The following is a 24,997-nucleotide window of genomic DNA, read 5'->3' on the forward strand; positions in this document are numbered from 1 at the left end:
GAGAGTCGCGATGCCCAACCCCGCAGCCGTCATTATCGGAGCCGGCGATGCCACCGGCGGCGCGATCGCCCGCGCCTTTGCCGCCGAGGGGCTGACCGCGTGCGTCAACCGCCGCGAGCGCAATGCCGGCGCGCTCGAAGCGCTCGCCGCGTCGATCCGCGAGGCGGGACATGACGCGCGCGCTTTTCCGGCCGACGCACGCAGCGAAGAGGCGATGATCGGCCTCTTCGAGCGCGTCGAGGCCGAGGTCGGGCCGGTCGAGGTCGCGGTGTTCAACATCGGCGCCAATGTGAACTTTCCGATCGCCGAAACCACGCTGCGCGTTTACACAAAGGTCTGGGAAATGGCCTGCCTCGGCGGTTTCCTGATGGGGCGCGAAGCCGCGAAGCGCATGGCCTCGCGCGGCCGCGGCACGATCCTCTTCACCGGCGCGACAGCCAGCTTGCGCGGCGGTTCGGGCTACGCGGCCTTCTCGGGCGCCAAGGCGGCGCTGCGGATGCTCGCCCAGTCGATGGCACGCGAACTGGGCCCGCAGGGCATCCATGTCGCGCATGTCGTGATCGACGGCGCGATCGACACCGACTTCATCAAGGGCCGCCATCCCGATTTCGACAATGCGAAAGCGCAGGATCTGATCCTCAGCCCGCACGCGATCGCCGCCAATTATGTGATGCTCCACAAGCAGCCGAAAAGCGCCTGGACGCACGAACTCGACCTGCGCCCCTGGGGAGAAAAATGGTGACCAAAAGCCTCGAATTCATCTGCGATTTCGGCAGCCCCAACGCCTATCTGGCAATGAAGGCGCTGCCCGACCTGCTCGAGCGCACCGGCGCCGATCTCGTCATCACCCCCTGCCTGCTCGGCGGCATATTCAAGGCGACGGGCAACAAGGCGCCGATGCTGCAATATGCCGACGTGCCGGCGAAGCTCGCCTATGAAAATCTCGAGATGCGGCGTTTCATCGAACGGCACGGGCTGACCCGCTTCCGGCTCAACCCGCATTTTCCGGTCAATACGCTGCTGATCATGCGCGGCGCGATCGTCGCCGAAGACGAAGGCCTGCTCGACGACTATGTTGACGCCGTCAACAGGGCGATGTGGGAGGAGGGCCTGAAGATGGACGATCCCGAGGTTGCCACGGCTTTCCTCTCGGAAAGCGGCTTCGACGGCCCCGCCCTCCTCGCCCGCACGCAGGAACCCGCGATCAAGGCCAGGCTCGCCGCCAATACCGAGGCCGCGGTCGCGCGCGGCGTGTTCGGCATCCCGACTTTCTTCGTCGGCGAGGCGATGTTCTTCGGCAAGGAGCGGCTGGGCCAGGTCGAAGAGGCCTTGCTCGGTTGAGAATATGCCGGGACGAGGTCGGCTTTGGGGTGGGGAGCGGACGTTCGCCTGCTCTCTTTCGTCATCCCGGACTTGATCCGGGATCCACAGCAGCGCCGAAGTCATGGACCCCGGATCAAGTCCGGGGTGACGATGATAAATAGGGCAGCAATCGGTCGCCACCGGACATCGCCTTGAGCACCGCAATCACCGCCCCCGCTTGCACGCCCGCGCGCATCGGCTAAAGACGCCCGATGGATCAGATCGTCATTCGCGGCGGCCAGCGACTCAAGGGCCGAATCCCCATCTCGGGTGCCAAGAACGCCGCGCTCACCCTGTTGCCGTGCGCGCTGCTCACCGACGAGCCGCTGACCTTGCGCAACCTGCCGCGGCTCGCCGACGTCGACGGCTTCGGCCATCTGCTCAACCAGCTCGGCTGCTCGACGACGATCGAGGGATCGCGGCCCGAAGATTTCGGGCGGGTGATGACCGCACGCGCGACGACGCTCACCTCGACCGTTGCCCCCTATGACATCGTGCGCAAGATGCGCGCGTCGATCCTCGTCCTCGGCCCGCTGCTCGCGCGTGCGGGCGAAGCGACGGTGTCGTTGCCCGGCGGCTGCGCGATCGGGAACCGCCCGATCGACCTGCACCTGAAGGCGCTCGAGGCCTTCGGTGCCGAGATCGAGCTTGCCTCGGGCTATGTGAAGGCGAGCGCGCCCGGCGGGCGGCTCGCGGGCGGAAAATTCACCTTCCCCGTCGTTTCGGTCGGCGCGACCGAAAATGCGGTGATGGCGGCGGTGCTCGCCAAGGGGACGTGCGTGCTCGAAAATGCCGCGCGCGAGCCTGAGATCGTCGACCTGTGCAACTGCCTGGTCGCGATGGGCGCGCAGATCGACGGCATCGGCACCGAAACGCTGACGATCGAGGGCGTCGACCGGCTGCACGGCGCGACCTATCGCGTCATGGCCGATCGCATCGAGGCGGGCAGCTATGCCTGCGCCGCGGTCATCACCCGGGGCGACGTCGAACTCGTCGGCGCAAAGGCGAGCGAGATGGAAGCGACGCTCGCCGCGCTGCGCGAGGCCGGCGCGACGGTCGAAGAGGTCAAGGGCGGCATCCGCGTCGCCATGTCGGGCCGCGCCGGACCCGTCACCCTGTCGACCGCGCCCTATCCGGGCTTCGCGACCGACATGCAGGCGCAGTTCATGGCGATGGCGACGCTCGGCACCGGCGCGTCGCTGTTCACCGAAACCATCTTCGAAAACCGCTATATGCACGTCCCGGAGCTGGCGCGCATGGGCTGCGACATTCAGGTCAAGGGCCGCACCGCGATCGTTCGCGGCGTCGATCATCTGATCGGCGCGCCGGTGATGGCGACCGACCTGCGCGCCTCGATGAGCCTCATCATCGCCGGGCTCGCGGCCGAGGGCGAGACGCAGGTCAACCGCGTCTATCACCTCGATCGCGGCTACGAACGGCTCGAAGAAAAGCTGCAGGCGGTCGGCGCCGACATCGAGCGGATCAGCGCGGGCTGACCTTCGCGGTCAGATGTTCGGCGCGGCCGTAGCGGCCCGCGACATCGCCCTTCATCCAGTCGCCGAGCAGCTTCAGATAGCCGTCGGTGATGCGCGTGATATGCCGCTCGCCACCCGCATCGGTGGTGAATTCGACCATGCCATGGTCGGTCTGGGGGAAGAGATAGACGTCCACTGGCCGCCCCGCGGCGGCAAGATCGGTCAGCGCGCCGCGCGTCGTCTCGATCGGCGCTTCGCGGTCCTCACCGGCGAGCACCCACAGCAGCGGGCTCTCCAGCTTTTTCAAGGCCGCGACCGCGTCATAGTCCCAGATCAGCTCCAGATTGTCGAAGCGCGCGCGGCCGATGCGCCGCAGCGTCGCATCGTCCATCCGCATCATCGCGCCGCTATATTCGCCCTCGATCGCCTTCGCCCATGGCTGGCCGGCGAGCGCCGCGCGCGCCGCGTCGAGCTCGGCATAGCCTTCGGTGAAATTCGACAGCAGCAGCTTTGCCGTCGCCTGCGACAGCCGGTTGACCTTTGCCTCGGCATCGGCGCCGAGCCCCGCGGCGCGAACCTCCGACACCAGCTGCTCGCGATCTTCCTCGATCGGCGAGGCGACGAGCCCGAAACCGACCGCAACGAAATCGGCGGGCGTCAAGGTCGCGGCGAGCGGGGCGACCCAGCCGCCCTGGCTGCCGCCAAAGAAGCCCGCGCGCCCGAACCGGCCCTGCGCCATCGTCCGCGCCTGCCCGAGCGCCGCCGCGGCATCGCTCGCCAGCAGCTCGAAATTCTGCGTATATTCGCCCTCCGACGATCCGGTTCCGCGCTTGTCATAAACGAAGACCGCCAGCCCCTGCGCCGCCATCGCATAGCCATAGATGCCCCCGATCGGCGAGCTTCGCTCCGACCCGTGCACCATCACGACCAGCGGCCGCTTCGGACCGGCATCGACGGGCTCGATGAGCACGCCGGCCAGTTCGGTGCCCGCGCTGTCGAAGGTCGCGGGAGTTTCGCGAAAGGCGATCCGCGTCCATTGTTTTGCCGCCGTGCCCTCACCGACCCGCATTCCCTCGCCGGTGCAATGGACCGGCGAGTCGGCGTCGCCCGTAGCGCCGCGCCGCCCGTCGCGGAACAGGTAGCGTAGCCCGCCGCCCGGGTTCAGCGTCGATTTGGCGAGCGCGACGAAATCGCCATCGGAACCGCGATAGGCGCCGGCCTGACAGGCCTCCTCGGCAAATGCGGGGTGCGCGGTGGCCGCGAACAGTGCGAGCGCGAGTAATTTCCTTATCATATCTGTGACTTGAGCCTCTTCCTTGAACCAGGCAAAGGCCGTTCGATCAACCGTCGGATTCGACCGGCAAAGAGACCATATTGCCGCTGACCGACGGCTTCTCGGGCCGCTTCGCCACCGCTATCACCAGTCCGACGAGCGCCACCGCGCCGCCCGCGATCGACAGCGGCGCCCAATGATAGCCCTCGAAGACGGTCGAAAAGCCCATTGCGATGATCGGGATGAGCACGCTCGACCACGCCGCCTGCCCCGGCCCGACCGCGCGGATCACCCCGAAATAGAGCGGGAAGGTCACCGCGCTTGCGACAACACCCAGATAGAGCACGCCGCCGAGGTAGGAAAAGCGCGTCTCGATCACCGGCGGCCCGGTGGTGATCCACGCGAAGAGCGCATCGCCGAGCGTGCCGAACAGCATCGCCCACGCGATCATCACGATCATCGACTGCGCCCGCGCGAAGGCGGTGCCCTGCATGATATTGGCGGTCGACGCGCAGAGGACGCCGGTCAGCGTCAGCGCGGTGCCCGCGACGACCGCCGCCGGACCGAGTGCCGCGGCGCGATATTCGTGGACGATCATCAGCGCGACGCCAACGATCGCGATCCCCGCCCCGAGCAGGAAGCGCCCGGCGAGCGGCGTCTTGAGCATGGCCCGCCCGAGCAGCGTATTGGGCACGATCAGCAGCGCGAACAACACCGCGACGAGCCCCGAGGTGATATGCTGCTCGGCGCGATAGACGAAGTTGAAGTTGAGCGCGAACTGCGCAAGGCCGAGCACCGCGGCAAAGGCAAGCGCGCGCGGTCCGGGCCACAGCCGTTCGCGGCGCAGCAATGCAAAAACGAACATTGCGGCCGCCGCGACGCCGAAGCGATAGGCGACCGACCAGCTCGGCGGCACGATGCCGAGCTGCCCCTTGATGACGATCCACGTCGATCCCCAGATCAGGGTGACGAGTGCGAAGGGAAGGAAGACGCGCGGGCTGAGCAGCGTCGGCGGCGTCTCGCTCATAGCGCCGCGATCGCCGCGGCGAACGGCCCCACGGCGGCGGCGTCCTGATCCCAGCTGACCACCAGGCGAGCCGCGCCCTCGCCCCAGTCATAGAAATCGAAGCCGGCCGCGCGCAACCGTGCGGCTTCGTCGGCGGTCAGGCGCACGAACAGCTCGTTCGCCTCGACCGGATACATCAGCCGTCCCTCGCACGCGCGCGCGAGTTCGGCAGCCCCCGCGTTCGCCGCGCGCGCATTGGCGAGCCACAGATCGTCCTTCAGCATCGCGCGAATCTGCGCGGCGACGAAGCGCCCCTTGCTGAGCAGATGCCCGCCGCGTTTCTTGAGCTCGCGCACCCCCGAACCGCCGCTGCCGCCGAAAAAGACGATCGCTTCGGCCATCATCGCGCCATTCTTGGTAAAGCCGAACGACAGCGCATCGACCCCGGCGCGCCAGGTCACGTCAGCGGGCGCGCACCCCTGAAAGGCGACGGCATTGGCGAAGCGCGCGCCGTCCATGTGCAGCTTCAGCCCTTCGGCCTTCGCCACCTCGCTGATCGCGCCGATCTCCTCGGGGTGCCACGACAGCCCATATTCGGTCGCGTTGGTGATGCTGATCGCCGCGGGTTGCACCTGATGCACATCCTTGCGGATGCCCGCGAGCCGCGTCTTCAGCGCCGCCGCGTCGATCTTTGCACCGCGCCCCGGCAGCGGCATCAGCTTGGCGCCCCCCGAATAGAAGCTCGGCGCGCCGCATTCGTCGACCTCGATATGCGCTTCCTCATAGCAGAGGATGCCCTGCCACGGCCGCACGAAATGCGCGAGGATGATGCTGTTCGCCGCGGTCCCGGTCGGGATCCACACGACCTCGCATGGCGTTTCGAACAGGTCCGAAAAAGCGCCGTCGAGCGACCGGCTGAGCCCGTCGCCGTCATAGGCGGTATCGACGTGATTGGCCGCGGCCAGTGCGTCCATCACCGCGGGGTGAACGGCAGCGGCGTTGTCGGAAAAGAAGCGGGTGGCAGTCATCGGCCGCCCTTAGCGCAGGTCGCGGGGCCGCGCTAATCCTTCATTGCATTTTTGGGAACGGCCGCGCTCAACGCGCAACGCGATAGATCCGGTCACCCCGCGACCGCGAGCGGCGAACAAAATAGCTGCCCGGCAGCAACAATCGCGTATGCACCCCCTGTCGATTCATCAGCTTGCCGATACGTGGGAAAATCAACGAACAGGGTTGCCAATCATATTCATCAAGACCGGCATTCGAAGGCTCGTCCATGCGTACTATCCCGCTTGGCCGCCGCCCTGCGAGCGACGGGTTCCGTTGGCACATCTCGACCCTGTTGCGGCCAGTCCGGTAGCAAATTTTCCGATTCGCGTCACGCGCCAAATCGCGATGATTCCAGAGCGGAACCTCTATATTCAATATCTTGTCTTGCTCGGCGTCACGAGGCCGGGTGTCCCCGGCCGAACGATCACCGGTCGCGCCGGGCGAGCAGTTTCAGGCGCAGCGCGTTCAATTTGATGAAGCCCGCGGCGTCCTTCTGGTCATAGGCGCCGGCGTCGTCCTCGAAGGTCACATGGCGTTCGCTGTAGAGGCTGAACGGCGACTTGCGGCCGACGACGCCGGCATTGCCCTTGTAGAGCTTGAGCCGCACGGTGCCGCTGACCTTTTCCTGACTATGGTCGATCGCGGCCTGGAGCATCTCGCGCTCGGGCGCGAACCAGAATCCATTGTAGATGAGCTCGGCATATTTGGGCATCAGCTCGTCCTTCAGATGCGCCGCGCCGCGGTCGAGCGTGATGCTTTCGATGCCGCGATGCGCGCGCGCATAGATTTCGCCGCCCGGCGTTTCATACATGCCGCGCGACTTCATGCCGACGAAGCGGTTCTCGACGAGGTCGAGGCGGCCGATGCCATGCTTGCGGCCGAGGTCGTTCAAGGCCGCGAGCAGCGTCGCGGGCGACATCGCCTGCCCGTTCAGCGCGACGCCGTCGCCTTTTTCGAAGTCGATCGTGATATATTCGGGCGCGTCGGGTGCGTCCTCGGGATTCACCGTGCGCGAATAGACATAGTCGGGGGTTTCTTCCCACGGATCTTCGAGCACCTTACCCTCGGACGAGGTGTGGAGCAGGTTCGCGTCGGTCGAAAAGGGGCTTTCGCCGCGCTTGTCCTTCGGCACCGGAATCTGGTTCTTCTCGGCAAAGTCGATCAGCGCGGTGCGGCTCGTCAAATCCCATTCGCGCCACGGCGCGATCACCTTGATGTCGGGATCGAGCGCATAGCAGGACAGCTCGAAGCGCACCTGATCATTGCCCTTGCCCGTCGCGCCGTGGGCGACCGCGTCGGCGCCCGTCGCGTGGGCGATCTCGACCAGCCGCTTCGAGATCAGCGGGCGCGCGATCGAGGTGCCGAGCAGATAATCGCCCTCGTAGCGGGCATTGGCGCGCATCATCGGGAAGACGAAATCGCGCACGAATTCCTCGCGCAGATCGTCGATGAAGATATGATTCGGCGCAATGCCCATCAGCTCGGCCTTGGCGCGCGCCGGCTCAAGCTCCTCGCCCTGCCCCAGATCGGCGGTGAAGGTCACCACCTCGCAGCCATAGGTCACCTGCAACCATTTCAGGATCACGCTGGTGTCGAGACCGCCCGAATAGGCGAGGACGACGCGCTTGATGGACTCGGACATGGCGGGGACCCTTGGCTGGTGTGAACGCGGGCGCGGCTAGCAGGGCGCCACGCGCCGCGCAATGGCAATCACGGCTGGGTGCCAAGCCTGACGCGCCGAAAGAAAGCGGCTAGAGATACGCTGCCTCCGCCGCCGCCATATAATCGCGCGTCAGCGGCAGCGCGTGGCGGCTGCGCGCGAACTGGATCTGGTAATTGCCCATGCCGCCGCTTTCGAACGCCGCGGTCGCGCCCGCCAGATAGAAGGTCCACATGCGGAAAAAGCGATCGCCCATCATCGCGACGATCTCGTCCCGGTGCGCGAGCGTGCGTGCATACCATTGGCGCAGCGTGAAGGCGTAGTGCAGGCGGAGCGTTTCGACGTCGGTGACGATCAGCCGGCTCTTCTCGCTCGCCGCCAACGTCTCGCTGAGCGCCGGGATATAGCCGCCGGGGAAGATATATTTGCGGGTGAAGGCGTCGGTCGATCCGGGGCGGCCGAAGCGGCCGATCGTGTGGAGCAGCATCACCCCTTCGGCGGTCATCAGATTGGCAGAGGCGCGAAAGAAGGTGTCGAAATTATGCGCACCCACATGCTCGAACATGCCGACCGAGACGATGCGGTCGAAGCGCCCGGCCTCGCGCTCCGCAAGGTCGCGATAGTCGATCAGCTCGAATGTGACGCGGCCCGCAACCCCCGCCGCGGCGGCGCGTTCCCTGGCGAGCGCGAGCTGTTCTTCGGACAGGGTGATGCCGAGCACCTCGACGTCGGCGAGCTTGGCGAGCGTGATCGCCATCCCGCCCCAGCCGCAGCCGATGTCGAGCACGCGCTGTCCCGGCGCGAGCGCCAGCTTCGCCGCGATATGCGCCTTCTTCGCCTCCTGCGCCTCCTCGAGCGTCATGTCCTCGCGCGGCCAATAGGCGCAGCTATATTGCATATCCGCGTCGAGGAAGAGGCGGTAGAGATCGTTGCCGATGTCATAATGGTGCGCCACGTTCGCGCGCGAGCGGCTGCGGCGGTTGATCGAATTGATCCGCGTCTTGATCCAGTCCATCGCCTCGCCCACCGGACCGCGGTCCTTGAGCTTGCTGCCGCGATCCCATGGCGTATTGGCGCGCAGCAACTGGATCAGCTCCATGATGTCGCCCTGTTCGATCGCCATCTCGCCGTCCATGAAAGCCTCGGCAGCGCCGAGGCGCGGGTCGAGGACGATCCGGCGCATCCCCTTCCGGCTCGCGAAACGCACCGTCACGTCGGGGAAACCGGCGGCGGGCGTCCCGAAGACTTCGCGCGATCCGTCGGGGGCGATGACGGTCAACTGGCCCTGGCGGATGACGCGCGAAAGGAAGGGGCGGAGAATGGACATAGGCGATCTTTCCAATCGTGAAAGTTGGAGTCAGATACCAGCATACCATTCATAGTCCACGCGATCTTCCCAGTAACCCCCCTTGCCCGCGCCGATCCGGTCGAGGCTTGCGACCGCCTCGATCGCGGTCAGATATTTGGCGTGCTTGTAGCCGAGCTGGCGCTCGATCCGCAGGCGCAGCGGCGCGCCGTTGGCGATCGGCAGCACCTTACCATTGAGCGCCCAGGCGAGGATCGTCTGCGGATGCAGCGCATCGACCCTGTCGCAGCTTTCGTAATAATCGGCGTCGCCGATCCGGTCGGCGCAGCGAAAGACGATATAGCGCGCGCCGTCGCGAAGCCCCGCCGCCGCAAGCACGCGGTGCAGCGGCACGCCCGTCCACTCGCCGATCGCGCTCCAGCCCTCGACGCAGTCGTGGCGCGTGATCTGGGTGCGCTGCGGCATCGCGCGGATGTCGGCCATCGACAGCGACAAGGGCCGCGCGACCAGCCCCGTCACCTTCAGGCGCCAGTCGGCGAAGCCGCGCGCGACATGCGCGGCATAGCCGGCACCCGCCGGCATCCGCGTGCCGTTCGAGCGGAATATGGGCGACAGGTCGGCGCGGGTGAATTCGCGCGCGAGGGCGTCACGGTCGGTCAGCGCGCGCTGGCTCGCGAAGTGCATCTCCTCGCCGAGCGAGAGGATCTTGCGCACCGGTTCGGCATCGTTGATCGCATCGCAGCCCGAAAGCAGCGGCAGCGCGCCCGCCGCGGCGACAAGGCCGCCGGCGCGCAGGATGAGGTCGCGGCGCGGAAGGATCAGGTCGCTCATTCGGCCTCGCCCTTCGCTTTCGGCAGGCGGAACCAGCCGGTCAGCATCGACCGCACCTCGTTCACCGGCCCTGCGAGCAGCACCATCGCGATATGGACGAGGAAGAAGGCGACGAGCAGCCATGCGACGATGAAATGGATCGAGCGCGCCGATTGCCGCCCGCCGAACAGGTCGAGCAGCCACGGCGCGGTCGCGTTGAAGCCCGGCGACATGGTGAGCCCGGTCGCGACGATCAGCGGCAACAGGATGAAGATCACCCCGATATACGACAGCTTCTGCAGGATATTATAGCGTGCCGCCGCCTCGCCGGTCGGAAAGCGCAGCCGTGCATGATCCTTGATGTCCTGCCAGATGTGCCGCGGCGACCATTCGCCGCGCCGGACGTGCAGATCCTTGCGCAAATGCCCGCCGAACGCGCTCCACAGCATATAGAGCGTCAGCGCGATCGCGAGCACCCACGCAAAGCTCAGATGCCAGCGCCGCGCATCGGCGAGGCTGTAGCGCGTCGGGATCGTCGCCCAGCCCGGAAAGGCCCAGGTCTGCTCCACGCCGTCCTTGTCGGTCCAGCGCCCGAGCACCCCCGTCGTCTCGACCCGCAGGCTGCCGACACGCAGAAAACCCGTCGTCTCGGTCGCCCCGATCGCGAGCCACGCATGATCGTAATTCGCGCCATATTGCCCCCAATAGAGGCGCGGGTGCGCGTTGAAGATCATCAGCCCGCTCATCAGCAGGACGAGCAGGGTCAGCGCGTTCGTCCAATGCCAGATGCGCGTCGGCAAGCGGTGGCGATAGACGCGCTCCGCTGACGGCACGGTGGCAGGGGCAGCGTCGTACATTGTTTCCAGCACTCCCTCTACAGCCCCTCCCCTGAAGGGAAGGGGCTTGAAGGGGTTCGGCGTCCAGCACGATCTGGTTACGCGGCAAGCTCCGCCGCATATTCCTCGCGATAATGATTGCGCAGGCTCACCTTGTCGATCTTTTCGCTGCCGAGCTTGGGCAGCGCCTCGCTCGCCATCCAGATTTTCGCGGGCACCTTGAACGGCGCGAGCCGCTCGCACAGAAATTCGTGCAGCATCGCCGCGTCGGCCTTGCTGCCCGGCGCCATCCACACCACCGCGCCGACGACCTCGCCGAATCGTTCGTCGGGCAGGCCGAACACCGCGCATTCTTTCGCATCGGGATGCTCGTAGATCGCCGCCTCGACCTCCTGGCAGCTGATATTCTCGCCGCCGCGGATGATGATGTCCTTCTTCCTGTCGACGATGAACAGATAGCCGTCCTCGTCGAGGTAGCCGAGGTCGCCGGTGCGGAAATAGCCATTGTCGAAGAAGGCGGCCTTCGTCGCTTCGGGATTGTTCCAATAGCCTTCGAAATTGCAGATCGAGCGGATGCAGACCTCGCCCACCTGCCCCTGCGCGAGCGGCTTGCCCTGTTCGTCGAGGATCGCCAGGTCGACCAGTGGCTTCGACGCCGGACCGGTCGAGGTCGGCTTTTCGAGATAATTTTCGTTGATGATCCCGCAGCCGACGGCGTTGGTTTCGGTGAGGCCATAGCCGAGCAGCGGCTTGCCCTCGCCCATTTCGGTCGACAGCCGCTTCACATGCTCGGGCGGGCGCGGAGCACCGCCGCCGGCATAGCTTTTGCACGTCGACAGATCATATTTCGAGCGGTGCGGATGGACGAGGATCTCATAGCTCATCAGCGGCACGCCGACGAAATAATTGACCTGCTCGTCCTGGATCAGCCGCATCGCCTCTTCGGCATTCCATTTCGGCATCAACACCAGCTTGCGCCCGAGCGCAAAGCTCTGGAGGAACACCGGTATCTCGGCGGTGACGTGGAACAAGGGCGTGCAGATCAGTGTCGCGGGCTGGATGTCCGGCATCAGCCCGTCCTCGGTGAGCAGATGGACGATGCTCGCGGTCTGGGTGACATAGTTGAAAATGCCCTGCACCACCGCCTGATGCCGCGAATAAGCTCCCTTCGACTGGCCGGTCGAGCCCGAGGTGAAGAGGATCGTCGCAAGGTCGTCGGGGCCGAGTTGCGGCAGCGCGGTCGCCTCGCTGCCGCCGGCGCTCGTGATCGGCGCGATCGCCTCGTCGATCGGGCGCGTGATGTCGAGCGTGACGACCTTCGCGCCATGCGCCACGCCGGCGAGCCGTTCGGCGCGCTGCGGGTCGGCGATGACCAGCTTCGCTTCGCTGTCCTCGATCCCCGCGGCGAGTTCGCCGCCCTGCCACCAGCCGTTGAGCAGGGTGGCGCAGCCGCCCGCCATCAGGATGCCGATATAGGCGACGCACCACGCATTGGCGTTGCGCATCGCGATCCCGACGCGGTCGCCGCGCTGGACGCCATGCCCCTCGACGAGCCCCGCGGCGACCTTGCGCGCCGCGGCATAGACCTGCTTGAAGCTCAGCCGCTCATGCCCTTCGACCAGGAAGGTGGCGTCGCCATGCTGCGCACAAAAAAAGGCAACATAATCGACCAGATTCGACGGTGCATTGGTGATGAAGGGCAGCTCGCGCCCGTTCTTTTCGATGGTTCCGACCTGGATCGGCCCGCCCGGGCCGGTGATCAGTTGGTACGCGGCTTCCAGGCGCAGATCGAGCGCGGATGGCATGGAATATCTCTCCTCTTGGTCTCGCAGCACTTACCCCTTATGGGGAAGGCCTCTCCTGGGGAAGGTCCGAGACTTTATGACATTTTCTGCGCTCCTAGCGGAAGCAACGCAATATGTGAACTTCAACGATCTGATGGGCGAAAACAGCAGCATCGCCTTCAGCGTCTTCGGCTGGCCCATCCGCTGGTATGCGCTCGCCTATCTCGCGGGAATCTTTGTCGGCTATTGGTATTTGCTGCGCCTGATCGCCCAGCCCGGCGCGCCGATGGCGCGCCGCCACGCCGACGACATGATCTTCTATGCGATGCTCGGCATCATCGTCGGCGGACGCCTCGGCTATGTCCTCTTCTACAACCTCGGCAATTATGTCCGCAATCCGATCGAGATATTGCGGCTGTGGGACGGCGGCATGTCGCTCCACGGCGGCGTCGCCGGAGTGCTGATCGCCATCTGGTATGTGACGAAGAAGGAAAAGCTCAGCTTTCTGCGCTTCTGCGACTATATCGCCTGCGTCGTCCCCTTCGGCCTCTTCTTCGGCCGCCTTGCCAATTTCGTGAACGGCGAGCTGTGGGGGCGTCCGACCAGCGTGCCATGGGCGATCATCTTTCCGCACAGCGGCACGCTCGATCCGCGCCACCCGAGCCAGCTCTACGAAGCGGGGCTCGAAGGCCTCGTGATGTTCGCGATCCTCGCCTTCTTCTTCTGGCGCACCGATGCGCGCTACAAGCCCGGCTTCCTCTTTGGCATGGCGGCGATCATCTATGGCCTCAGCCGCTTCGCGCTCGAATATGTGCGCGAGCCCGATGCCCAGCTCGGCACGCTGTCGTGGGGGCTGACGATGGGGCAGACGCTGACCATCCCGATGCTCGTTGCGGGCGTCTGGCTCGTCGCGACGGCGAAAGGCCGACGCCAGCGCGTCGAGCCCGTCGCGGGGACCGACAGCGTTGCCTGACGGTCCACCGACGCCGGCCGACCTCATGTTCCAGATCGCCGCGCAGCGCGCGATGAGCGTTGCCGACTATATGGCGGCGGCGAACGCGCATTATTACGCGACGCGCGACCCGCTCGGCGCAGACGGTGACTTCACCACCGCGCCCGAGATCAGCCAGATGTTCGGCGAAATGGTCGGCATCTGGATCGCCGACCTGTGGCAGCGCGCAGGCCAGCCCGCCTTCCGTTATGTCGAGTTCGGCCCCGGACGCGGCACGCTCGCCGCCGACGCGCTGCGGACGATGACGCGCTTCGGCTGCGTCCCGCAGGGAGTCCATCTGGTCGAGACGAGCCCGGCGCTGCGCGCGGCGCAGGCATCGCGCCTTCCCGAAGCCCGGCATCACGCCGATCTTTCCGAGCTCGACGACGACGTCGCGCCGATCATCGTCGCCAATGAATTTTTCGACGCGCTGCCGATCCATCAATATGAAATGACGGACGGCGGCTGGCGCGAGCGGATGGTGGCGCGCGAGGCGGGACGGCTCGCGGCAAGGCCCGGCGACGTCCCCGCCGACGAAGCCGTCCCCCCCGGGCTGCGGCACCAGCCCGTCGGCACGATCGTCGAAACCGCGCCGGCCGCCGCCGCGGTCATGCAGAGCTGCGCCTTTCGTCTGTCGCGCCGCGGCGGTGCGCTGCTCGCCATCGACTATGGCTATTGCGGCCCCGCGGCGGGCGACACGCTGCAAGCCGTCAAGGCGCATCGCTTTGCCGACCCCTTCGCCGATCCGGGCGAGATCGACCTGACGGCGCATGTCGATTTCGCCGCGCTCGCCTTTGCCGCGCGCCACGCCGGCACGCGCGTCCTCGGCCCCGTCGGGCAGGGCGAATGGCTTCGGCGGCTCGGGCTCGACGCGCGGCTCGACGCGCTCGCCAAGGCCGCGCCCGACCGCGCCGACGACCTTCGCGGCCAGCGCGACCGACTGGTCGAACCGCAGCAAATGGGCGAACTCTTCAAGGTGATGGCGGTACACGCATCGGGCTGGCCGACCCCCGAAGGCTTCCCCGATCTGAGAGGTGCCGCATGATCGCCGTCGAAACCGCCACGCTTGCCGACGCCGAAGCGCTGTCGGCCTTTGCCGAAGCCTCGTTCGTCGACACCTTCGGTCATATCTACGATCCCGCCGACCTTTCGGCCTTCCTCGCCGACTGGAATCCGCCCGACCGCATCGCGGCGCAGATCGCCGACCCCGAATGGACGATCGCGCTCGTCCGCGATGCGGAGGGCACGATCCTCGGCTTCGTCAAGCTCGGCCCGATCGACTTCGACCTGCCGCCGGGCCAGCCGCACGACGGCGCGACCGAACTCCACCAGCTTTATGTCGGCGAAGCGGCGAAGGGCACCGGCGTCGCGGCGGCGCTGATCCTATGGGGCATCGCCTGGGCGCGTGAGCGCGCGTCGATCCTCTATCTGTCGGTGTTCAGCGAAAACCACCGCGCGCAGGCCTTTTATCGCCGCTACGGCTTCGTCGATGTGGGCCGCAACGCCTTTCGCGTCGGCAACCATATCGACGAGGACCGGATCTGGAGGCTCGATCTGTGAGCCCGCCCTTTACCACCGCGGCGCCGCTCGGGGGCGTGCCGCACGGCTTTTTCGGGCGGCGCGGCGGTGTGTCGACGGGCGAGCTCGCCTCGCTCAATTGCGGGCTCGGCTCGGGCGACGATCCGGCGCTGATCGCCGAAAACCGCGGCCGTGTCGCCGATGCGGTGCTGCCGGGCGCGGCGCTCGCCGGACTCTATCAAGTCCATGGCAATCGCTGCGTGATCGTCGATGCCGCGAGCAACCTCGCCGCCCGCCCCGAAGCCGACGCGCTCGCGACGCGCACGCCGGGCATCCTGCTGTCGATCCTGACCGCCGATTGCGTCCCGGTGCTGTTCGCCGACGTCGAGGCCGGCGTCGTCGGCGCCGCCCATGCCGGCTGGAAGGGCGCGATCGCCGGCGTCACCGACGCGGCGCTGACCGCCATGGAAAGCCTCGGCGCCCGCCGCGATCGCGTCGCGGCCGCGATCGGTCCGTGCATCGGCCGCGCCTCCTACGAAGTCGACGACGGCTTCGTAGAGCGCTTCCTGTCCGACGACCCCGCGAACGAGCATTTCTTCGCCGCCGCCCGCCCCGGCCATGCGATGTTCGACATCGCCGCCTATGTCGCCGCGCGGCTCGCCGCGGCAGGCGTCGGCACCGTCGCGATCGGCGGGCACGACACCTGCGCCGAAGCGGATGATTATTTCAGCTATCGCCGCGCCTGCCTGCGCGGCGAGGCGGGCTATGGCCGGCAATTGTCGGTGATCGGCCTGGGGAATCCACAGACACCATAGGTTCGTCAGCCCGGAGTTGAATGGTAATTATCCCTTTGCATCCGTATTTCCGATCCCGTCATTGCGAGCGAAGCGAAGCAATCCAGAGCGGTTCACGCACACTCTGGATTGCTTCGCTTCGCTCGCAATGACGGGACAAGGGGCGCGAAGGGGATAGTCGCCGACTTGATCCGGGGGCCGCCTTCCTTGAGTAAGGGGGCACCGGCTCGGTCGGGCATGACGCTGCGGGATAGGGGGAGCGATGACGCGCACACGGTTTTTCGGATTGGTCGGCGGCCTGATCGTCTTTCTCGTCATGCTTATGCTCCCCGCGCCCGAAGGGATGAGCCTGCCCGCGTGGCGCATCGCCGCGCTGACCTTGCTGATGGCGGTGTGGTGGATGACCGAGGCGCTGCCGCTCACCGCCACCGCGCTATTGCCCTTTCTCGTCGCGCCCTTTGCCGGGGTGATGTCGGCGAAGGACATCGCCAACGAATATTATGATCCGATCCTGTTCCTGATCCTCGGCGGCGCCTTCCTCGCGCTCGCGATCGAGCGGGTCGGCCTGCACCGCCGCCTCGCGCTCGCACTGCTCAAGCTCGCGCCGCCGACGCCGACCGGGCTGCTTTTCGCCTTCATGGGCGCGACCGCGATCCTGTCGATGCTGATCTCGAACACCTCGACGACGCTCATCATGGTGCCGATCGCGCTGGCGGTGCTGCGCGCCGGGGGCGTCGAGGCGGCCGAGACGCGCGGTTTCGCCGGCGCGGTGATGATGGGGATCGCCTTTTCGGCCTCGATCGGCGGGCTCGGCACGCTGGTCGGCAGCCCGACCAATGCGATCGCGGCGGGGCTGATCGAACGCGCGCTCGGCCTGCACATCGGTTTCGCGACCTGGGCGCTTTACGGCATTCCCGTCGTCGCGCTGTCGGTGCCGGCCGCCCTCGTCATTCTCGCGCGCGTCCAGCGGCTTGCCGATCATCCCTTCGACGGCGCCGCGGCATCGAAAGCGCTCGGGCATCAGGCAATCTGGTCGACTGCCGAGCGTCGCGTCGTCCCGATCGTCGCGCTCGTCGTCGGGTTGTGGATGCTTCAGCCGCTGCTCGCGCCGCTGGTGCCGCAGGGCGCTCTCACCGACGGCACCATCGCGGTCGCGGGCAGCCTCTTGCTCTTCGTCATTCCCGACGGCACCGGCCGCCCGCTCCTCGTGTGGAAGGAGGCCGACCGCGCGCCGTGGGGCGTCATCATGCTCTTCGGCGGCGGCCTCGCGCTCGCCGCTTCGATCACCGCGAGCGGGCTCGCGGCGTGGCTCGGCAGCGTGCTGGCGCCGCTCGGGTCGATCCCGACGATCGCGCTTGCCGCGATCATCGTCGCGCTCACCATATTGATCACCGAATTTGCGAGCAATGTCGCGACCGCGAGCGGCATCACCCCCGTGCTCGCCGCGCTGATCGCCGCGACCGGCGTCGATCCGATCCTGCTCGCCTTGCCCGTCGCGATGGCGGCGAGCTGGGGCTTCATGCTCCCCTCGGGCACCGGCCCCAATGCGATCGCGTGGGCGACCGAGCATATCGCCCTTCCCCGGATGCTGACCGCGGGACTGGCGCTCGATATCATCGGCGTGCCGCTGCTCATCGGAACGATCTGGATCATCGCATCGTTGGGGTGACGGACGGGGCGAAGCGCGCTAGTTGCAACGGAAACCAAATCAGCTTGCGAGGAACCCATGCCCACCATCGACAATAACGAACTCACCGGCGCACCCGTTCGCCGCAAGCCCAAGCAGGACGTCACCGAAATCGGCGGCCATCCCCTGTCGCCCTCGACCTTGATGATGGGCTATGGCTATGACCCGATGCTCTCCGAAGGGTCGCTGAAGCCGCCGATCTTCCTCACCTCGACCTTCGCCTTCGAAAGCGCCGCCGCGGGCAAGCGCCACTTCGAAGGGATCACCGGAAAGCGCCCCGGCGGCGCCGAAGGCCTCGTCTATTCGCGCTTCAACGGCCCGAACCAGGAGATATTGGAAGCGCGGCTGGGCGTCTGGGAAAAGGCGGAGGACGCGCTCGTCTTTTCGAGCGGCATGTCGGCGATCGCGACGCTGCTCCTCGCGCATGTCAGCATGAACGACGTCATCGTCCATTCGGGGCCGCTCTATGCCGCGACCGAGACGCTGATCGCGCGCATCCTGTCGCGCTTCGGCGCTTCCTATGTCGATTTCCCCGCCGAAGCGTCGCGCGCGGACATGGACGCGATTCTGGCCCGCGCGAAGGAGATGGCGGAACGGCAGGGCGGCAAGGTCGCGATGGTCTATCTCGAAAGCCCGGCGAATCCGACCAACGCGCTCGTCGATGTGCAGGCGATGCGCGCCGCGGTCGAGGCCGCGTTCGACGCCGATGCGCGCCCGCCGATCGCGATCGACAACACCTTCCTCGGCCCGCTCTGGTCCGCCCCGCTGCGGCACGGCGCCGACGTCGTGCTTTACAGCCTGACCAAATATGCCGGCGGCCACAGCGATCTCGTCGCGGGCGGCGTGCTCGGGTCGAAGCAGTGGCTCGGCCCCATTCGCATGATGCGCAACACGATCGGCACCATCTGCGACCCCAATACCGCGTGGATGCTGCTGCGCAGCCTCGAGACCGTCGAACTCCGCATGACCCGCGCCGGCGAGAATGCCGAAAAGGTCTGCGCCTTCCTGCGCGATCATCCGAAGGTCGAGGGGCTCGGCTATCTCGGCTTCCTGAAGGACGGACCGCAAAAGGATGTGTTCGACCGCCATTGCACCGGCGCCGGGTCGACCTTTTCGCTGTTCGTGAAGGGCGGCGAGGAAGAGAGCTTCCGCTTCCTCGACGCGCTCAGGATCGCCAAGCTCGCGGTCAGCCTCGGCGGCACCGAAACGCTCGCGAGTCATCCCGCGGCGATGACGCACCTGTCGGTCCCCGACGAACGCAAGAAGGCGCTCGGCATCACCGACAATCTGGTCCGCATTTCGATCGGGATCGAAGCCGCCGACGACCTGATCGCCGACTTCGACCAGGCGCTGGCGGCGGTGTGATATACGCCCAATTGGCGAGGTGAATGACGGTTTTCGGACGGTTGCGATCATTCTTAAGCCCCTCCTCTTGAGAGGAGGGGTTTGGGGTGGTGGCGCGCGATAGCGCGCAAGAGGTCAAACACCACCCCGCTGCGACTAAGCCAGCAAGCTGGCAAGTCTCGCTGCCCCTCCTCTGAAGAGGAGGGGTTGAGCCAATTATGCTATCGCCGCCGCCAGTCCACGACCTGCCATCCCATTTGCGGCGCCAGACGTTTCAGCTTGCGCGACGGCGTCGTCGCGACCGCCTCGTCGGCGAAGCGGAGCATCGGGTGGTCGGAAACATGGTCCGAATAGGCCCGGATATGCGCGCCCTCGCGGGTGATCGCATTGTCGGCGAGCCAGCCGCTGATCCGCGCGAACTTGGCCTCGCCATAGCAATTGTCGCCCGACAGCCGCGCGTGGATATGATCGCCGCCATCGGGTTCGTCGAGCCGCGTCGCGAGCACATCGTCGATCCCCAGCCGCCGCGCGATCGCATCGACATAGAGGTGGAAAGAGGCGGTCGCGAGGAGCAGCCGGTATCCCGCCGCGCGGTCGGCCGCAATCTGTTCGAGCGCCGCGTCGTGCAGGCCGCGCGCGACGACCCTGTCGGCGTAGCTTTCGGCGAGCGGCGCGATCTCGGCGCGGCTGAAACGCTTGCCGACGAGCAGCCGCAGGTTGATCGCCTTGAGCTGCGAGCGGTCGATCAACCGCAAGGCATAGGCGAGTCCGGCCAGCCCGACGAGCGGCAACAGCAGCAGGCGCCATTGCTGGCGCCGCCGCGCGACGTGCATCAAAAAGCCGCTGTAGGTGCCCGCGCGCGTGATCGTGCGATCCATGTCGTACATTGCGACGCGGTGGGCATAGTCAGGCGGGCCGGGTTCGCTCATCGAACGCTTCTTAGCCCCGCCACATGACGCGGCCAAGGCTTGGCCGCCATGCCACGGATTCGCTTGAGCTTGTTCGGCAAATCATCCAAGGTCCGGCTCGATGGCGGCCAAGGCGGATTTCGAAACGAGCGATGGAGCCGGGGGAGCCGAGGTGCGCTTCACGGGGCGCCTGACGCTCGCGCGGCTCGGCGACCTGCCCGCGCGGCTCGACGCGCTCGGTCCGATAGCGGCGCTCGACCTGTCGGGCGTCGAGCGGATCGACACGGTCGGCGCGTGGATCGTCACCCGCACCGCGAATGCCCATGATGCACGGATTTCGGGCGCCAGCGAGGAAGCGCAGCGGCTTTTGCAGGCGCTCGCCGACGACAAGAGCGAGTATCGCGTTCATCGCGACCGCCGCCCGATGTGGGCGCGGATGCTCGAACAGCTCGGCACGGCGAGCGCGGGGGTTTGGCACGAACTCGTCGGCATCGTCGACTTCTTCGGTGCGATGCTCATCGCGCTCTTCATCCAGATTCGCGCGCGGCGGCGCATCCGCTGGAACGCGATCGTCACGCGGTTCCAGGCGGTTGGCGTCGATGCGCTGCCGATCATCGGGCTGATGAGCTTTCTGATCGGGATCGTCATCGCGCAGCAGGGGGCGGTGCAGCTCGAACAATTCGGGCTCGATGTCTTCACCATCAACCTCGTCGGGCGCGCGTCGATCCGCGAGCTCGGCCTGTTGATGACCGCGATCATGGTCGCCGGCCGGTCGGGATCGGCCTTTGCGGCACAGATCGGGACGATGAAGCTGACCGAAGAGGTCGATGCGATGCGCACGATCGGCGTGTCGCCGATGGAGGCGATCGTGCTGCCGCGCGTCGCGGCCTCGACGATCGTCATGCCGTTGCTCGGCTTCTATGCCAGCATCTGCGCGATCGCCGGCGGCGGCGTCTTTTCGTGGATCGGGCTCGACATCCCGCCGCTCACCTATATTCAGCGGCTGCGCGAGATCATCCCGATGACCGATTTCTGGGCGATGCTGATCAAGGCGCCGGTGTTCGGCATATTGATCGGCGTCACCGGCTGCTATTCGGGGATGCAGGTGCGGCAAAATGCCGAGGAAGTCGGCCGCCGCACGACCTCCGCAGTCGTCGCTGCGATCTTCCTCGTCATCGTCCTCGACGCCTTCTTCGCGGTCTTCTTTTCCTCGATCGGATGGAATTGATGAGCGAAGACGAGGAACAGGCCGAAATCCGGCACGAACTCGCATCCGCCGAAGCGGTGCGTCCCGAAGAGTTCGACGTCGCGATCCGCGTCCGCGGCCTCGTCAACCGGTTCGGCGACGCGGTGGTCCACGACCATCTCGACCTCGACGTGCGCTCGGGCGAGATTTTGGGCGTTGTCGGCGGGTCGGGGACCGGCAAATCGGTGCTGATGCGCTCGATCGTCGGGCTGCAGATCCCGCAGGCGGGCGAGATCGAGGTCTATGGCAAGTCGCTCGACACGATCGCCGACGAAGAGGAATCGCGCGACCTGCGCCGGCGTTGGGGCGTGATGTTTCAGGGCGGCGCGCTCTTCTCGACCTTGAGCGTCGCGGAGAATATCCAGGTCCCCTTGCGCGAATATTATCCGCGCGTCGACCAGCAGTTGCTCGACGAGATCGCCGCCTACAAGGTCGCGATGGTCGGCCTGCCGCCCGATGCCGGACCCAAATTTCCCGCCGAGCTGTCGGGCGGCATGGTCAAGCGCGCCGGCCTTGCGCGCGCGCTCGCGCTCGACCCGGCGCTGCTCTTCCTCGACGAACCGACCGCGGGGCTCGACCCGATCGGCGCCGCGAAGTTCGACGCGCTGATCCGCGAGCTGGCCGACACGATGGGGCTCACCGTCTTCCTGATCACGCACGACCTCGATACGCTCTACGCGACGTGCGACCGCGTCGCGGTGCTCGCCGAAAAGAAGGTGATCGCGGTCGGCACGATCCCCGAACTGCTTGCCACCGAGCACCCGTGGATACAGGAGTATTTCAACGGGCCGCGCGGCCGCGCTGCGGCAGGATGCAACCAAATTGCCGAGCGGCGATAGGAAAAGCTGATGGAAACACGTTCGAATAATGTGCTGGTCGGCGCCTTCGTGCTCCTTTTCACCGCCGCGCTCGCCTTTTTCGTCGTCTGGATGGCGAACGACAGCGGCGGCGCGAAGCGCGAATATGACATTTTCTTCAAGCAGTCGGTCGACGGGCTGAGCAAGGGCGCGCAAGTGCAATTCTCGGGCGTGCCCGTCGGGCAGGTGACCCAGATCGAGCTGTGGCGCGACGACCCGCAGTTCGTCCGCGTGCGCATCGAGGTCGAAGAGCGGGTGCCGATCCTGCAGGGCACCACCGCCGCGCTCGAAGGCGTCGGTTTCACCGGCGTCTCGCAGATCGCGCTCGATGGCGCGGTCAAGGGCGCGCCGCCGATCACCGACAAGGGGCCGGCGGGCAAGCCGGTGATCCCCAATCGCGTCGGCGGCCTCGGCGAAATCCTCAACACTGCGCCGCAATTGCTCCAGCGACTGTCGACGCTGACCGAACGGCTCGCCGAACTCGCCGACGATGAAAATCAGGCGAGCATCCGCGGCATTTTGAAGAATGTCGAACAATCGACCGCGATCCTCGCGCGCAACGGCCCCGCGCTCGAAAAGGCGCTCGCCGACACGCGCGTCGCGATTCAGCAGACGGGCCAGGCCGCCGAACAGATCGGCAATCTCGCCGCCGCGACGCAGGGAACGATCGACCGCAACGTCGATCCCGCGATGCGCAATCTGCGCGATACGCTCGCCTCCGCGAACGAGTCGATGAAGACGCTCGAAGCCGCCATCGCCGATGCGCGGCCGGGGCTACAGACCTTCAGCCAGACGACGATTCCCGAAGCCAATGCGCTGATCCGCGACCTGCGCCGCACCTCCTCCTCGCTTTCCAGCCTGACCGACAAGCTCGATCAGCAGGGTGCAGGCGCGGTGATCGGCGGAGCCAAGCTGCCCGACTATAAACCATGAGGTATCCGACCATGCTTCGCCGCCTGCCCGCTCCGCTGCTCGCCGCGCTCGGCGCCGCGACCCTGTCCGCCTGCGTCAGCTTCGGCAGCGAGCCGCCGCCTTTCCTGCTCACGCTCGACGCCGACGCGGCCCCCGCGGCGGGACAGGCGCGCACCGCGGGCGAGGATCAGGCGCTCACCATCCTGATCCCGACCGCACCGCAAAAGCTGCGCACCCAGCGCATTCCGGTGCAGCAGGACGATGCGAGCATCGCCTATGTCAAGGACGCGCAATGGGTTGAGGCGCCGCAGCGGCTGTTCCAGCGCCTGCTCTCCGAAACCGTTGCCGCACGGACCAGCCGCGTCATCCTCGACGAAGGCCAATATCTGACCGCGCCCGGCGAGCAGCTCGCCGGGCAATTGATGGAATTCGGCGTCGACGAGGCGACGAACGAGGCGGTGGTCGTCTATCAGGCGATGCTCGTCGAAGCCGGCGGCAAGACCGTCACCCAGCGCCGCTTCGAGGCGCGCGAGCCGATCGGCGGCAAGATCGAGGCAAAGCCGGTCGGCACCGCGCTGACCGCAGCGGCGAACCGCGTTGCGGGCGACGTCGCTGGGTGGCTCGCGGGATAGCGCCGATTGCTATAGTATCGGCCGCTGAACGGAGGCGGCCGTGGCATATCGTTTCAAGCTGAAGGACCGGTCCGTCGCCGACGGCATGCGGCGGATCGCCGGCGAGCAGATCGAAAAGGCACTCGCCTCGGTCGAGGCCCGCGATCGAAGCGACGCGATCCACGACATCCGCAAGCGATGCAAGAAACTGCGCGGGCTGGTGCGGCTCGTCCGCCCGGTGTTCGACGGCTATGCGCAGGAAAATGCCGGGTTTCGCAGGCTGGCCGACAGCATTTCGGCGGCGCGCGACAGCAAGGTCATGCAGGACACCTGTGATCGGCTGACCCGCGATTTCGCCGACCGGATCGACCGCCGCGCGCTGGACTCGATCCGGCGGCAGTTCACCCTGCAGCGCCGGGCCGAAGCCCAAACCGACGGCGAGGCGCGGATGCGCGACGTGCGCGACGGGCTGCGCGAGGCGCGGGAGCGGGTCGCCATGTGGAATTTGAGCGCCGACGGCTGGGAGGCCATCGGCGACGGGCTTCGCAAGACCTATCAGCGCGCCTGCGCGGCGTCGGCACAGGCGCGGTCGTGCCCCCACAGCCGGAATTTCCACGAACTGCGCAAGCGGATCAAATATCACTGGTATCATTGCCGCCTGCTCGAAAATCTCTGGCCCGACCTGATGGAGACCCGCCAGCGACCCGCCAGACGGCTCTCGGACCTTCTCGGCGACCATCACGACCTCGGCCTTTTCATCGGCAAGCTGGAGGGCGATCGGCGCGCATTCGGAGACCAACGCGACGTTGAAGTGGCGATCGGCCTCGCGCGCGAGCGCCAGGCGCGGCTCGAAAAGGCGGCCTGGCCGATGATCGACCGCCTGCTCGCGCAGCAACCCAAGCCGCTCGCGCGGCAATTCGGCGCTCTGTGGGCCGTCTGGCGGCAGGAAGACTGAGCGGCGCTATTGCCAGGGCGCCGCGGTGGAGCTAACGGCGCCCACACGACATCCGGTCTTTTGTGCAGCGCCTCTTTCCGGGTTTCCGGCCTGCACCATCCCGACGAGCCCGCCGACAGCAAAGGACTCGCCTATGGGATGGATCATCCTCGCCATCGCCGTTTTCACCGAAATCATCTGGGCGCTCAGCCTCAAATGGGCCGCATCGCAGGGGACGTGGCAGGCGTCGGCGGTGCCCGTGTCGCTGAGCTTCCTCAACATGGCGCTGCTCGCCTTTGCGATGCGCGAAATTTCGGCGGGCACCGCCTATGCGATCTGGACCGGCCTCGGCGCGGTCGGAGTGATCGTCGGCGGCGTCATCCTGTTCGGCGAAAAAGTGGGCGCCGCGCAGGTCGTCTTCATGGCGCTGATCGTCATCGGCGTGGTGGGGACGAAGCTGTTCGCGGCAAGCTGACCGCCCAGGGGAGCCGCACGGCCGCTAACGACCGGTTGCGGACATGAGCGAAGCAAGCCCCTCCCCTTCAGGGGAGGGGCAACGAAGACTTGGCAGCTTGCTGCCTAGTCGTAGTGGGGTGGGGCCTCTCGGCCTCGCGCAAGGCCGATGGCCCCCAC

The 24,997-nt window shown here is 66.7% G+C and carries 25 protein-coding genes; 15 read left to right on the forward strand and 10 right to left on the reverse strand.

Annotated elements, in window-relative coordinates; translation table 11 throughout:
- The first annotated feature begins 10 nt into the window (after nt 1–10).
- The 3 genes from CHB69_RS04625 to murA all read left to right on the forward strand — a co-directional run bounded on the left by CHB69_RS04625 (nt 11) and on the right by murA (nt 2,858).
- A complete protein-coding gene (locus CHB69_RS04625) occupies nt 11–742 on the forward strand; it encodes an SDR family oxidoreductase (protein ID WP_089214838.1) in 732 nt (243 codons plus the stop codon).
- Nucleotides 736–1,341: a 2-hydroxychromene-2-carboxylate isomerase gene (locus CHB69_RS04630; RefSeq protein WP_089214839.1), complete on the forward strand. Its 606-nt coding sequence runs from the start codon at nt 736–738 to the stop codon at nt 1,339–1,341. The genes CHB69_RS04625 and CHB69_RS04630 overlap by 7 nt, the downstream gene beginning before the upstream one ends.
- 233 nt (nt 1,342–1,574) lie before the next feature.
- Entirely contained in the window at nt 1,575–2,858 is a 1,284-nt protein-coding gene (gene murA / locus CHB69_RS04635) for a UDP-N-acetylglucosamine 1-carboxyvinyltransferase (protein ID WP_089214840.1), read from the forward strand.
- On the opposite strand, the gene CHB69_RS04640 is transcribed toward murA, so the two are convergent.
- From CHB69_RS04640 to CHB69_RS04675, 9 genes are all read right to left on the reverse strand, one after another.
- A complete protein-coding gene (locus tag CHB69_RS04640; RefSeq protein ID WP_089214841.1) occupies nt 2,845–4,131 on the reverse strand; it encodes an alpha/beta hydrolase family protein in 1,287 nt (428 codons plus the stop codon). The two genes, murA and CHB69_RS04640, sit on opposite strands and share 14 nt — an antisense overlap.
- Nucleotides 4,132–4,177: 46 nt before the next feature.
- Nucleotides 4,178–5,137 (reverse strand): DMT family transporter, encoded by a 960-nt coding sequence (locus CHB69_RS04645; protein ID WP_089214842.1) that lies wholly within the window; start codon nt 5,135–5,137, stop codon nt 4,178–4,180.
- Nucleotides 5,134–6,144: a threonine aldolase family protein gene (locus CHB69_RS04650; protein ID WP_089214843.1), complete on the reverse strand. Its 1,011-nt coding sequence runs from the start codon at nt 6,142–6,144 to the stop codon at nt 5,134–5,136. The genes CHB69_RS04645 and CHB69_RS04650 overlap by 4 nt, the downstream gene beginning before the upstream one ends.
- Before the next feature lie 67 nt (nt 6,145–6,211).
- The gene (locus tag CHB69_RS19620; RefSeq protein ID WP_141133913.1) at nt 6,212–6,394 is read right to left on the reverse strand and encodes a hypothetical protein; all 183 of its coding nucleotides are present in this window, start codon (nt 6,392–6,394) and stop codon (nt 6,212–6,214) included.
- A gap of 196 nt (nt 6,395–6,590) precedes the next feature.
- Nucleotides 6,591–7,808 (reverse strand): argininosuccinate synthase, encoded by a 1,218-nt coding sequence (locus CHB69_RS04655; protein WP_089214844.1) that lies wholly within the window; start codon nt 7,806–7,808, stop codon nt 6,591–6,593.
- Between the two features lie 109 nt (nt 7,809–7,917).
- Nucleotides 7,918–9,153 carry an SAM-dependent methyltransferase gene (locus CHB69_RS04660; RefSeq protein WP_089214845.1) on the reverse strand — a complete coding sequence of 412 codons (1,236 nt, stop codon included), beginning with the start codon at nt 9,151–9,153 and terminating at the stop codon, nt 7,918–7,920.
- A 30-nt stretch (nt 9,154–9,183) separates the two neighbouring features.
- Nucleotides 9,184–9,963 carry a molybdopterin-dependent oxidoreductase gene (locus CHB69_RS04665; RefSeq protein WP_089214846.1) on the reverse strand — a complete coding sequence of 260 codons (780 nt, stop codon included), beginning with the start codon at nt 9,961–9,963 and terminating at the stop codon, nt 9,184–9,186.
- Nucleotides 9,960–10,799, reverse strand: coding sequence for a cytochrome b/b6 domain-containing protein (locus CHB69_RS04670; RefSeq protein ID WP_089214847.1), 840 nt, complete (start codon nt 10,797–10,799; stop codon nt 9,960–9,962). The genes CHB69_RS04665 and CHB69_RS04670 overlap by 4 nt, the downstream gene beginning before the upstream one ends.
- A gap of 77 nt (nt 10,800–10,876) precedes the next feature.
- Nucleotides 10,877–12,583 carry a class I adenylate-forming enzyme family protein gene (locus CHB69_RS04675; RefSeq protein WP_089214848.1) on the reverse strand — a complete coding sequence of 569 codons (1,707 nt, stop codon included), beginning with the start codon at nt 12,581–12,583 and terminating at the stop codon, nt 10,877–10,879.
- Nucleotides 12,584–12,659: 76 nt separating this feature from the next.
- Here CHB69_RS04675 and lgt point away from each other — a divergent pair, with 76 nt between their 5' ends.
- The 6 genes from lgt (at nt 12,660) to CHB69_RS04705 (ending at nt 18,917) form a co-directional block, all read left to right on the forward strand.
- Nucleotides 12,660–13,535, forward strand: coding sequence for a prolipoprotein diacylglyceryl transferase (gene lgt, locus CHB69_RS04680; protein WP_089214849.1), 876 nt, complete (start codon nt 12,660–12,662; stop codon nt 13,533–13,535).
- Between the two features lie 25 nt (nt 13,536–13,560).
- A complete protein-coding gene (locus CHB69_RS04685; protein WP_089214850.1) occupies nt 13,561–14,598 on the forward strand; it encodes a class I SAM-dependent methyltransferase in 1,038 nt (345 codons plus the stop codon).
- Nucleotides 14,595–15,113: a GNAT family N-acetyltransferase gene (locus CHB69_RS04690; protein WP_089214851.1), complete on the forward strand. Its 519-nt coding sequence runs from the start codon at nt 14,595–14,597 to the stop codon at nt 15,111–15,113. Before CHB69_RS04685 ends, CHB69_RS04690 begins: the two co-directional genes overlap by 4 nt.
- Nucleotides 15,110–15,886 (forward strand): peptidoglycan editing factor PgeF, encoded by a 777-nt coding sequence (gene pgeF, locus CHB69_RS04695; protein ID WP_089214852.1) that lies wholly within the window; start codon nt 15,110–15,112, stop codon nt 15,884–15,886. Before CHB69_RS04690 ends, pgeF begins: the two co-directional genes overlap by 4 nt.
- Before the next feature lie 241 nt (nt 15,887–16,127).
- Complete coding sequence (locus tag CHB69_RS04700) at nt 16,128–17,534, forward strand: SLC13 family permease (protein ID WP_089214853.1); 1,407 nt, start codon at nt 16,128–16,130, stop codon at nt 17,532–17,534.
- A gap of 57 nt (nt 17,535–17,591) precedes the next feature.
- On the forward strand, nt 17,592–18,917 hold the full coding sequence (locus CHB69_RS04705; RefSeq protein WP_089214854.1) for a cystathionine gamma-synthase family protein: 1,326 nt from the start codon (nt 17,592–17,594) through the stop codon (nt 18,915–18,917).
- Between the two features lie 200 nt (nt 18,918–19,117).
- Here the strand turns inward: CHB69_RS04705 and CHB69_RS04710 are convergent, their stop codons facing one another.
- Entirely contained in the window at nt 19,118–19,825 is a 708-nt protein-coding gene (locus CHB69_RS04710; protein ID WP_245836535.1) for an HAD family hydrolase, read from the reverse strand.
- A 100-nt stretch (nt 19,826–19,925) separates the two neighbouring features.
- On the opposite strand from CHB69_RS04710, the gene CHB69_RS04715 reads away from it, so the two are divergent.
- The 6 genes from CHB69_RS04715 to CHB69_RS04740 all read left to right on the forward strand — a co-directional run bounded on the left by CHB69_RS04715 (nt 19,926) and on the right by CHB69_RS04740 (nt 24,839).
- Nucleotides 19,926–21,032, forward strand: a complete 1,107-nt coding sequence (locus CHB69_RS04715) for an ABC transporter permease (protein ID WP_089214855.1) — start codon at nt 19,926–19,928, stop codon at nt 21,030–21,032.
- Nucleotides 21,032–21,889 carry an ABC transporter ATP-binding protein gene (locus CHB69_RS04720; RefSeq protein WP_089214856.1) on the forward strand — a complete coding sequence of 286 codons (858 nt, stop codon included), beginning with the start codon at nt 21,032–21,034 and terminating at the stop codon, nt 21,887–21,889. Before CHB69_RS04715 ends, CHB69_RS04720 begins: the two co-directional genes overlap by 1 nt.
- A gap of 9 nt (nt 21,890–21,898) precedes the next feature.
- Nucleotides 21,899–22,840, forward strand: coding sequence for an MlaD family protein (locus CHB69_RS04725; protein WP_089214857.1), 942 nt, complete (start codon nt 21,899–21,901; stop codon nt 22,838–22,840).
- An 11-nt stretch (nt 22,841–22,851) separates the two neighbouring features.
- The gene (locus CHB69_RS04730) at nt 22,852–23,451 is read left to right on the forward strand and encodes an ABC-type transport auxiliary lipoprotein family protein (RefSeq protein WP_089215074.1); all 600 of its coding nucleotides are present in this window, start codon (nt 22,852–22,854) and stop codon (nt 23,449–23,451) included.
- A 40-nt stretch (nt 23,452–23,491) separates the two neighbouring features.
- The gene (locus CHB69_RS04735) at nt 23,492–24,385 is read left to right on the forward strand and encodes a CHAD domain-containing protein (RefSeq protein WP_089214858.1); all 894 of its coding nucleotides are present in this window, start codon (nt 23,492–23,494) and stop codon (nt 24,383–24,385) included.
- Nucleotides 24,386–24,518: 133 nt separating this feature from the next.
- A complete protein-coding gene (locus CHB69_RS04740) occupies nt 24,519–24,839 on the forward strand; it encodes a DMT family transporter (RefSeq protein WP_089214859.1) in 321 nt (106 codons plus the stop codon).
- Nucleotides 24,840–24,997 lie beyond the last annotated feature (158 nt).

The sequence above is a fragment of the Sphingopyxis indica genome (assembly GCF_900188185.1).
GTDB classification, from domain to species: Bacteria; Pseudomonadota; Alphaproteobacteria; order Sphingomonadales; family Sphingomonadaceae; genus Sphingopyxis; species Sphingopyxis indica.

Excerpts from the sequence above, each read along its gene's own strand:
- lgt (WP_089214849.1), top strand. The coding sequence starts at position 12,660 with ATGACATTTTCTGCGCTCCTAGCGGAAGCAACGCAATATGTGAACTTC.
- CHB69_RS04645 (WP_089214842.1), bottom strand. The coding sequence starts at position 5,137 with ATGAGCGAGACGCCGCCGACGCTGCTCAGCCCGCGCGTCTTCCTTCCC.
- murA (WP_089214840.1), top strand. The coding sequence starts at position 1,575 with ATGGATCAGATCGTCATTCGCGGCGGCCAGCGACTCAAGGGCCGAATC.
- CHB69_RS04720 (WP_089214856.1), top strand. The coding sequence starts at position 21,032 with ATGAGCGAAGACGAGGAACAGGCCGAAATCCGGCACGAACTCGCATCC.
- CHB69_RS04665 (WP_089214846.1), bottom strand. The coding sequence starts at position 9,963 with ATGAGCGACCTGATCCTTCCGCGCCGCGACCTCATCCTGCGCGCCGGC.
- CHB69_RS04640 (WP_089214841.1), bottom strand. The coding sequence starts at position 4,131 with ATGATAAGGAAATTACTCGCGCTCGCACTGTTCGCGGCCACCGCGCAC.
- CHB69_RS04730 (WP_089215074.1), top strand. The coding sequence starts at position 22,852 with ATGCTTCGCCGCCTGCCCGCTCCGCTGCTCGCCGCGCTCGGCGCCGCG.
- CHB69_RS19620 (WP_141133913.1), bottom strand. The coding sequence starts at position 6,394 with ATGGACGAGCCTTCGAATGCCGGTCTTGATGAATATGATTGGCAACCC.
- CHB69_RS04650 (WP_089214843.1), bottom strand. The coding sequence starts at position 6,144 with ATGACTGCCACCCGCTTCTTTTCCGACAACGCCGCTGCCGTTCACCCC.
- CHB69_RS04710 (WP_245836535.1), bottom strand. The coding sequence starts at position 19,825 with ATGAGCGAACCCGGCCCGCCTGACTATGCCCACCGCGTCGCAATGTAC.
- CHB69_RS04625 (WP_089214838.1), top strand. The coding sequence starts at position 11 with ATGCCCAACCCCGCAGCCGTCATTATCGGAGCCGGCGATGCCACCGGC.
- CHB69_RS04715 (WP_089214855.1), top strand. The coding sequence starts at position 19,926 with ATGGCGGCCAAGGCGGATTTCGAAACGAGCGATGGAGCCGGGGGAGCC.
- CHB69_RS04705 (WP_089214854.1), top strand. The coding sequence starts at position 17,592 with ATGCCCACCATCGACAATAACGAACTCACCGGCGCACCCGTTCGCCGC.
- CHB69_RS04660 (WP_089214845.1), bottom strand. The coding sequence starts at position 9,153 with ATGTCCATTCTCCGCCCCTTCCTTTCGCGCGTCATCCGCCAGGGCCAG.
- CHB69_RS04670 (WP_089214847.1), bottom strand. The coding sequence starts at position 10,799 with ATGTACGACGCTGCCCCTGCCACCGTGCCGTCAGCGGAGCGCGTCTAT.
- CHB69_RS04700 (WP_089214853.1), top strand. The coding sequence starts at position 16,128 with ATGACGCGCACACGGTTTTTCGGATTGGTCGGCGGCCTGATCGTCTTT.
- CHB69_RS04675 (WP_089214848.1), bottom strand. The coding sequence starts at position 12,583 with ATGCCATCCGCGCTCGATCTGCGCCTGGAAGCCGCGTACCAACTGATC.
- CHB69_RS04630 (WP_089214839.1), top strand. The coding sequence starts at position 736 with ATGGTGACCAAAAGCCTCGAATTCATCTGCGATTTCGGCAGCCCCAAC.
- CHB69_RS04690 (WP_089214851.1), top strand. The coding sequence starts at position 14,595 with ATGATCGCCGTCGAAACCGCCACGCTTGCCGACGCCGAAGCGCTGTCG.
- CHB69_RS04740 (WP_089214859.1), top strand. The coding sequence starts at position 24,519 with ATGGGATGGATCATCCTCGCCATCGCCGTTTTCACCGAAATCATCTGG.
- CHB69_RS04725 (WP_089214857.1), top strand. The coding sequence starts at position 21,899 with ATGGAAACACGTTCGAATAATGTGCTGGTCGGCGCCTTCGTGCTCCTT.
- CHB69_RS04685 (WP_089214850.1), top strand. The coding sequence starts at position 13,561 with ATGTTCCAGATCGCCGCGCAGCGCGCGATGAGCGTTGCCGACTATATG.
- CHB69_RS04655 (WP_089214844.1), bottom strand. The coding sequence starts at position 7,808 with ATGTCCGAGTCCATCAAGCGCGTCGTCCTCGCCTATTCGGGCGGTCTC.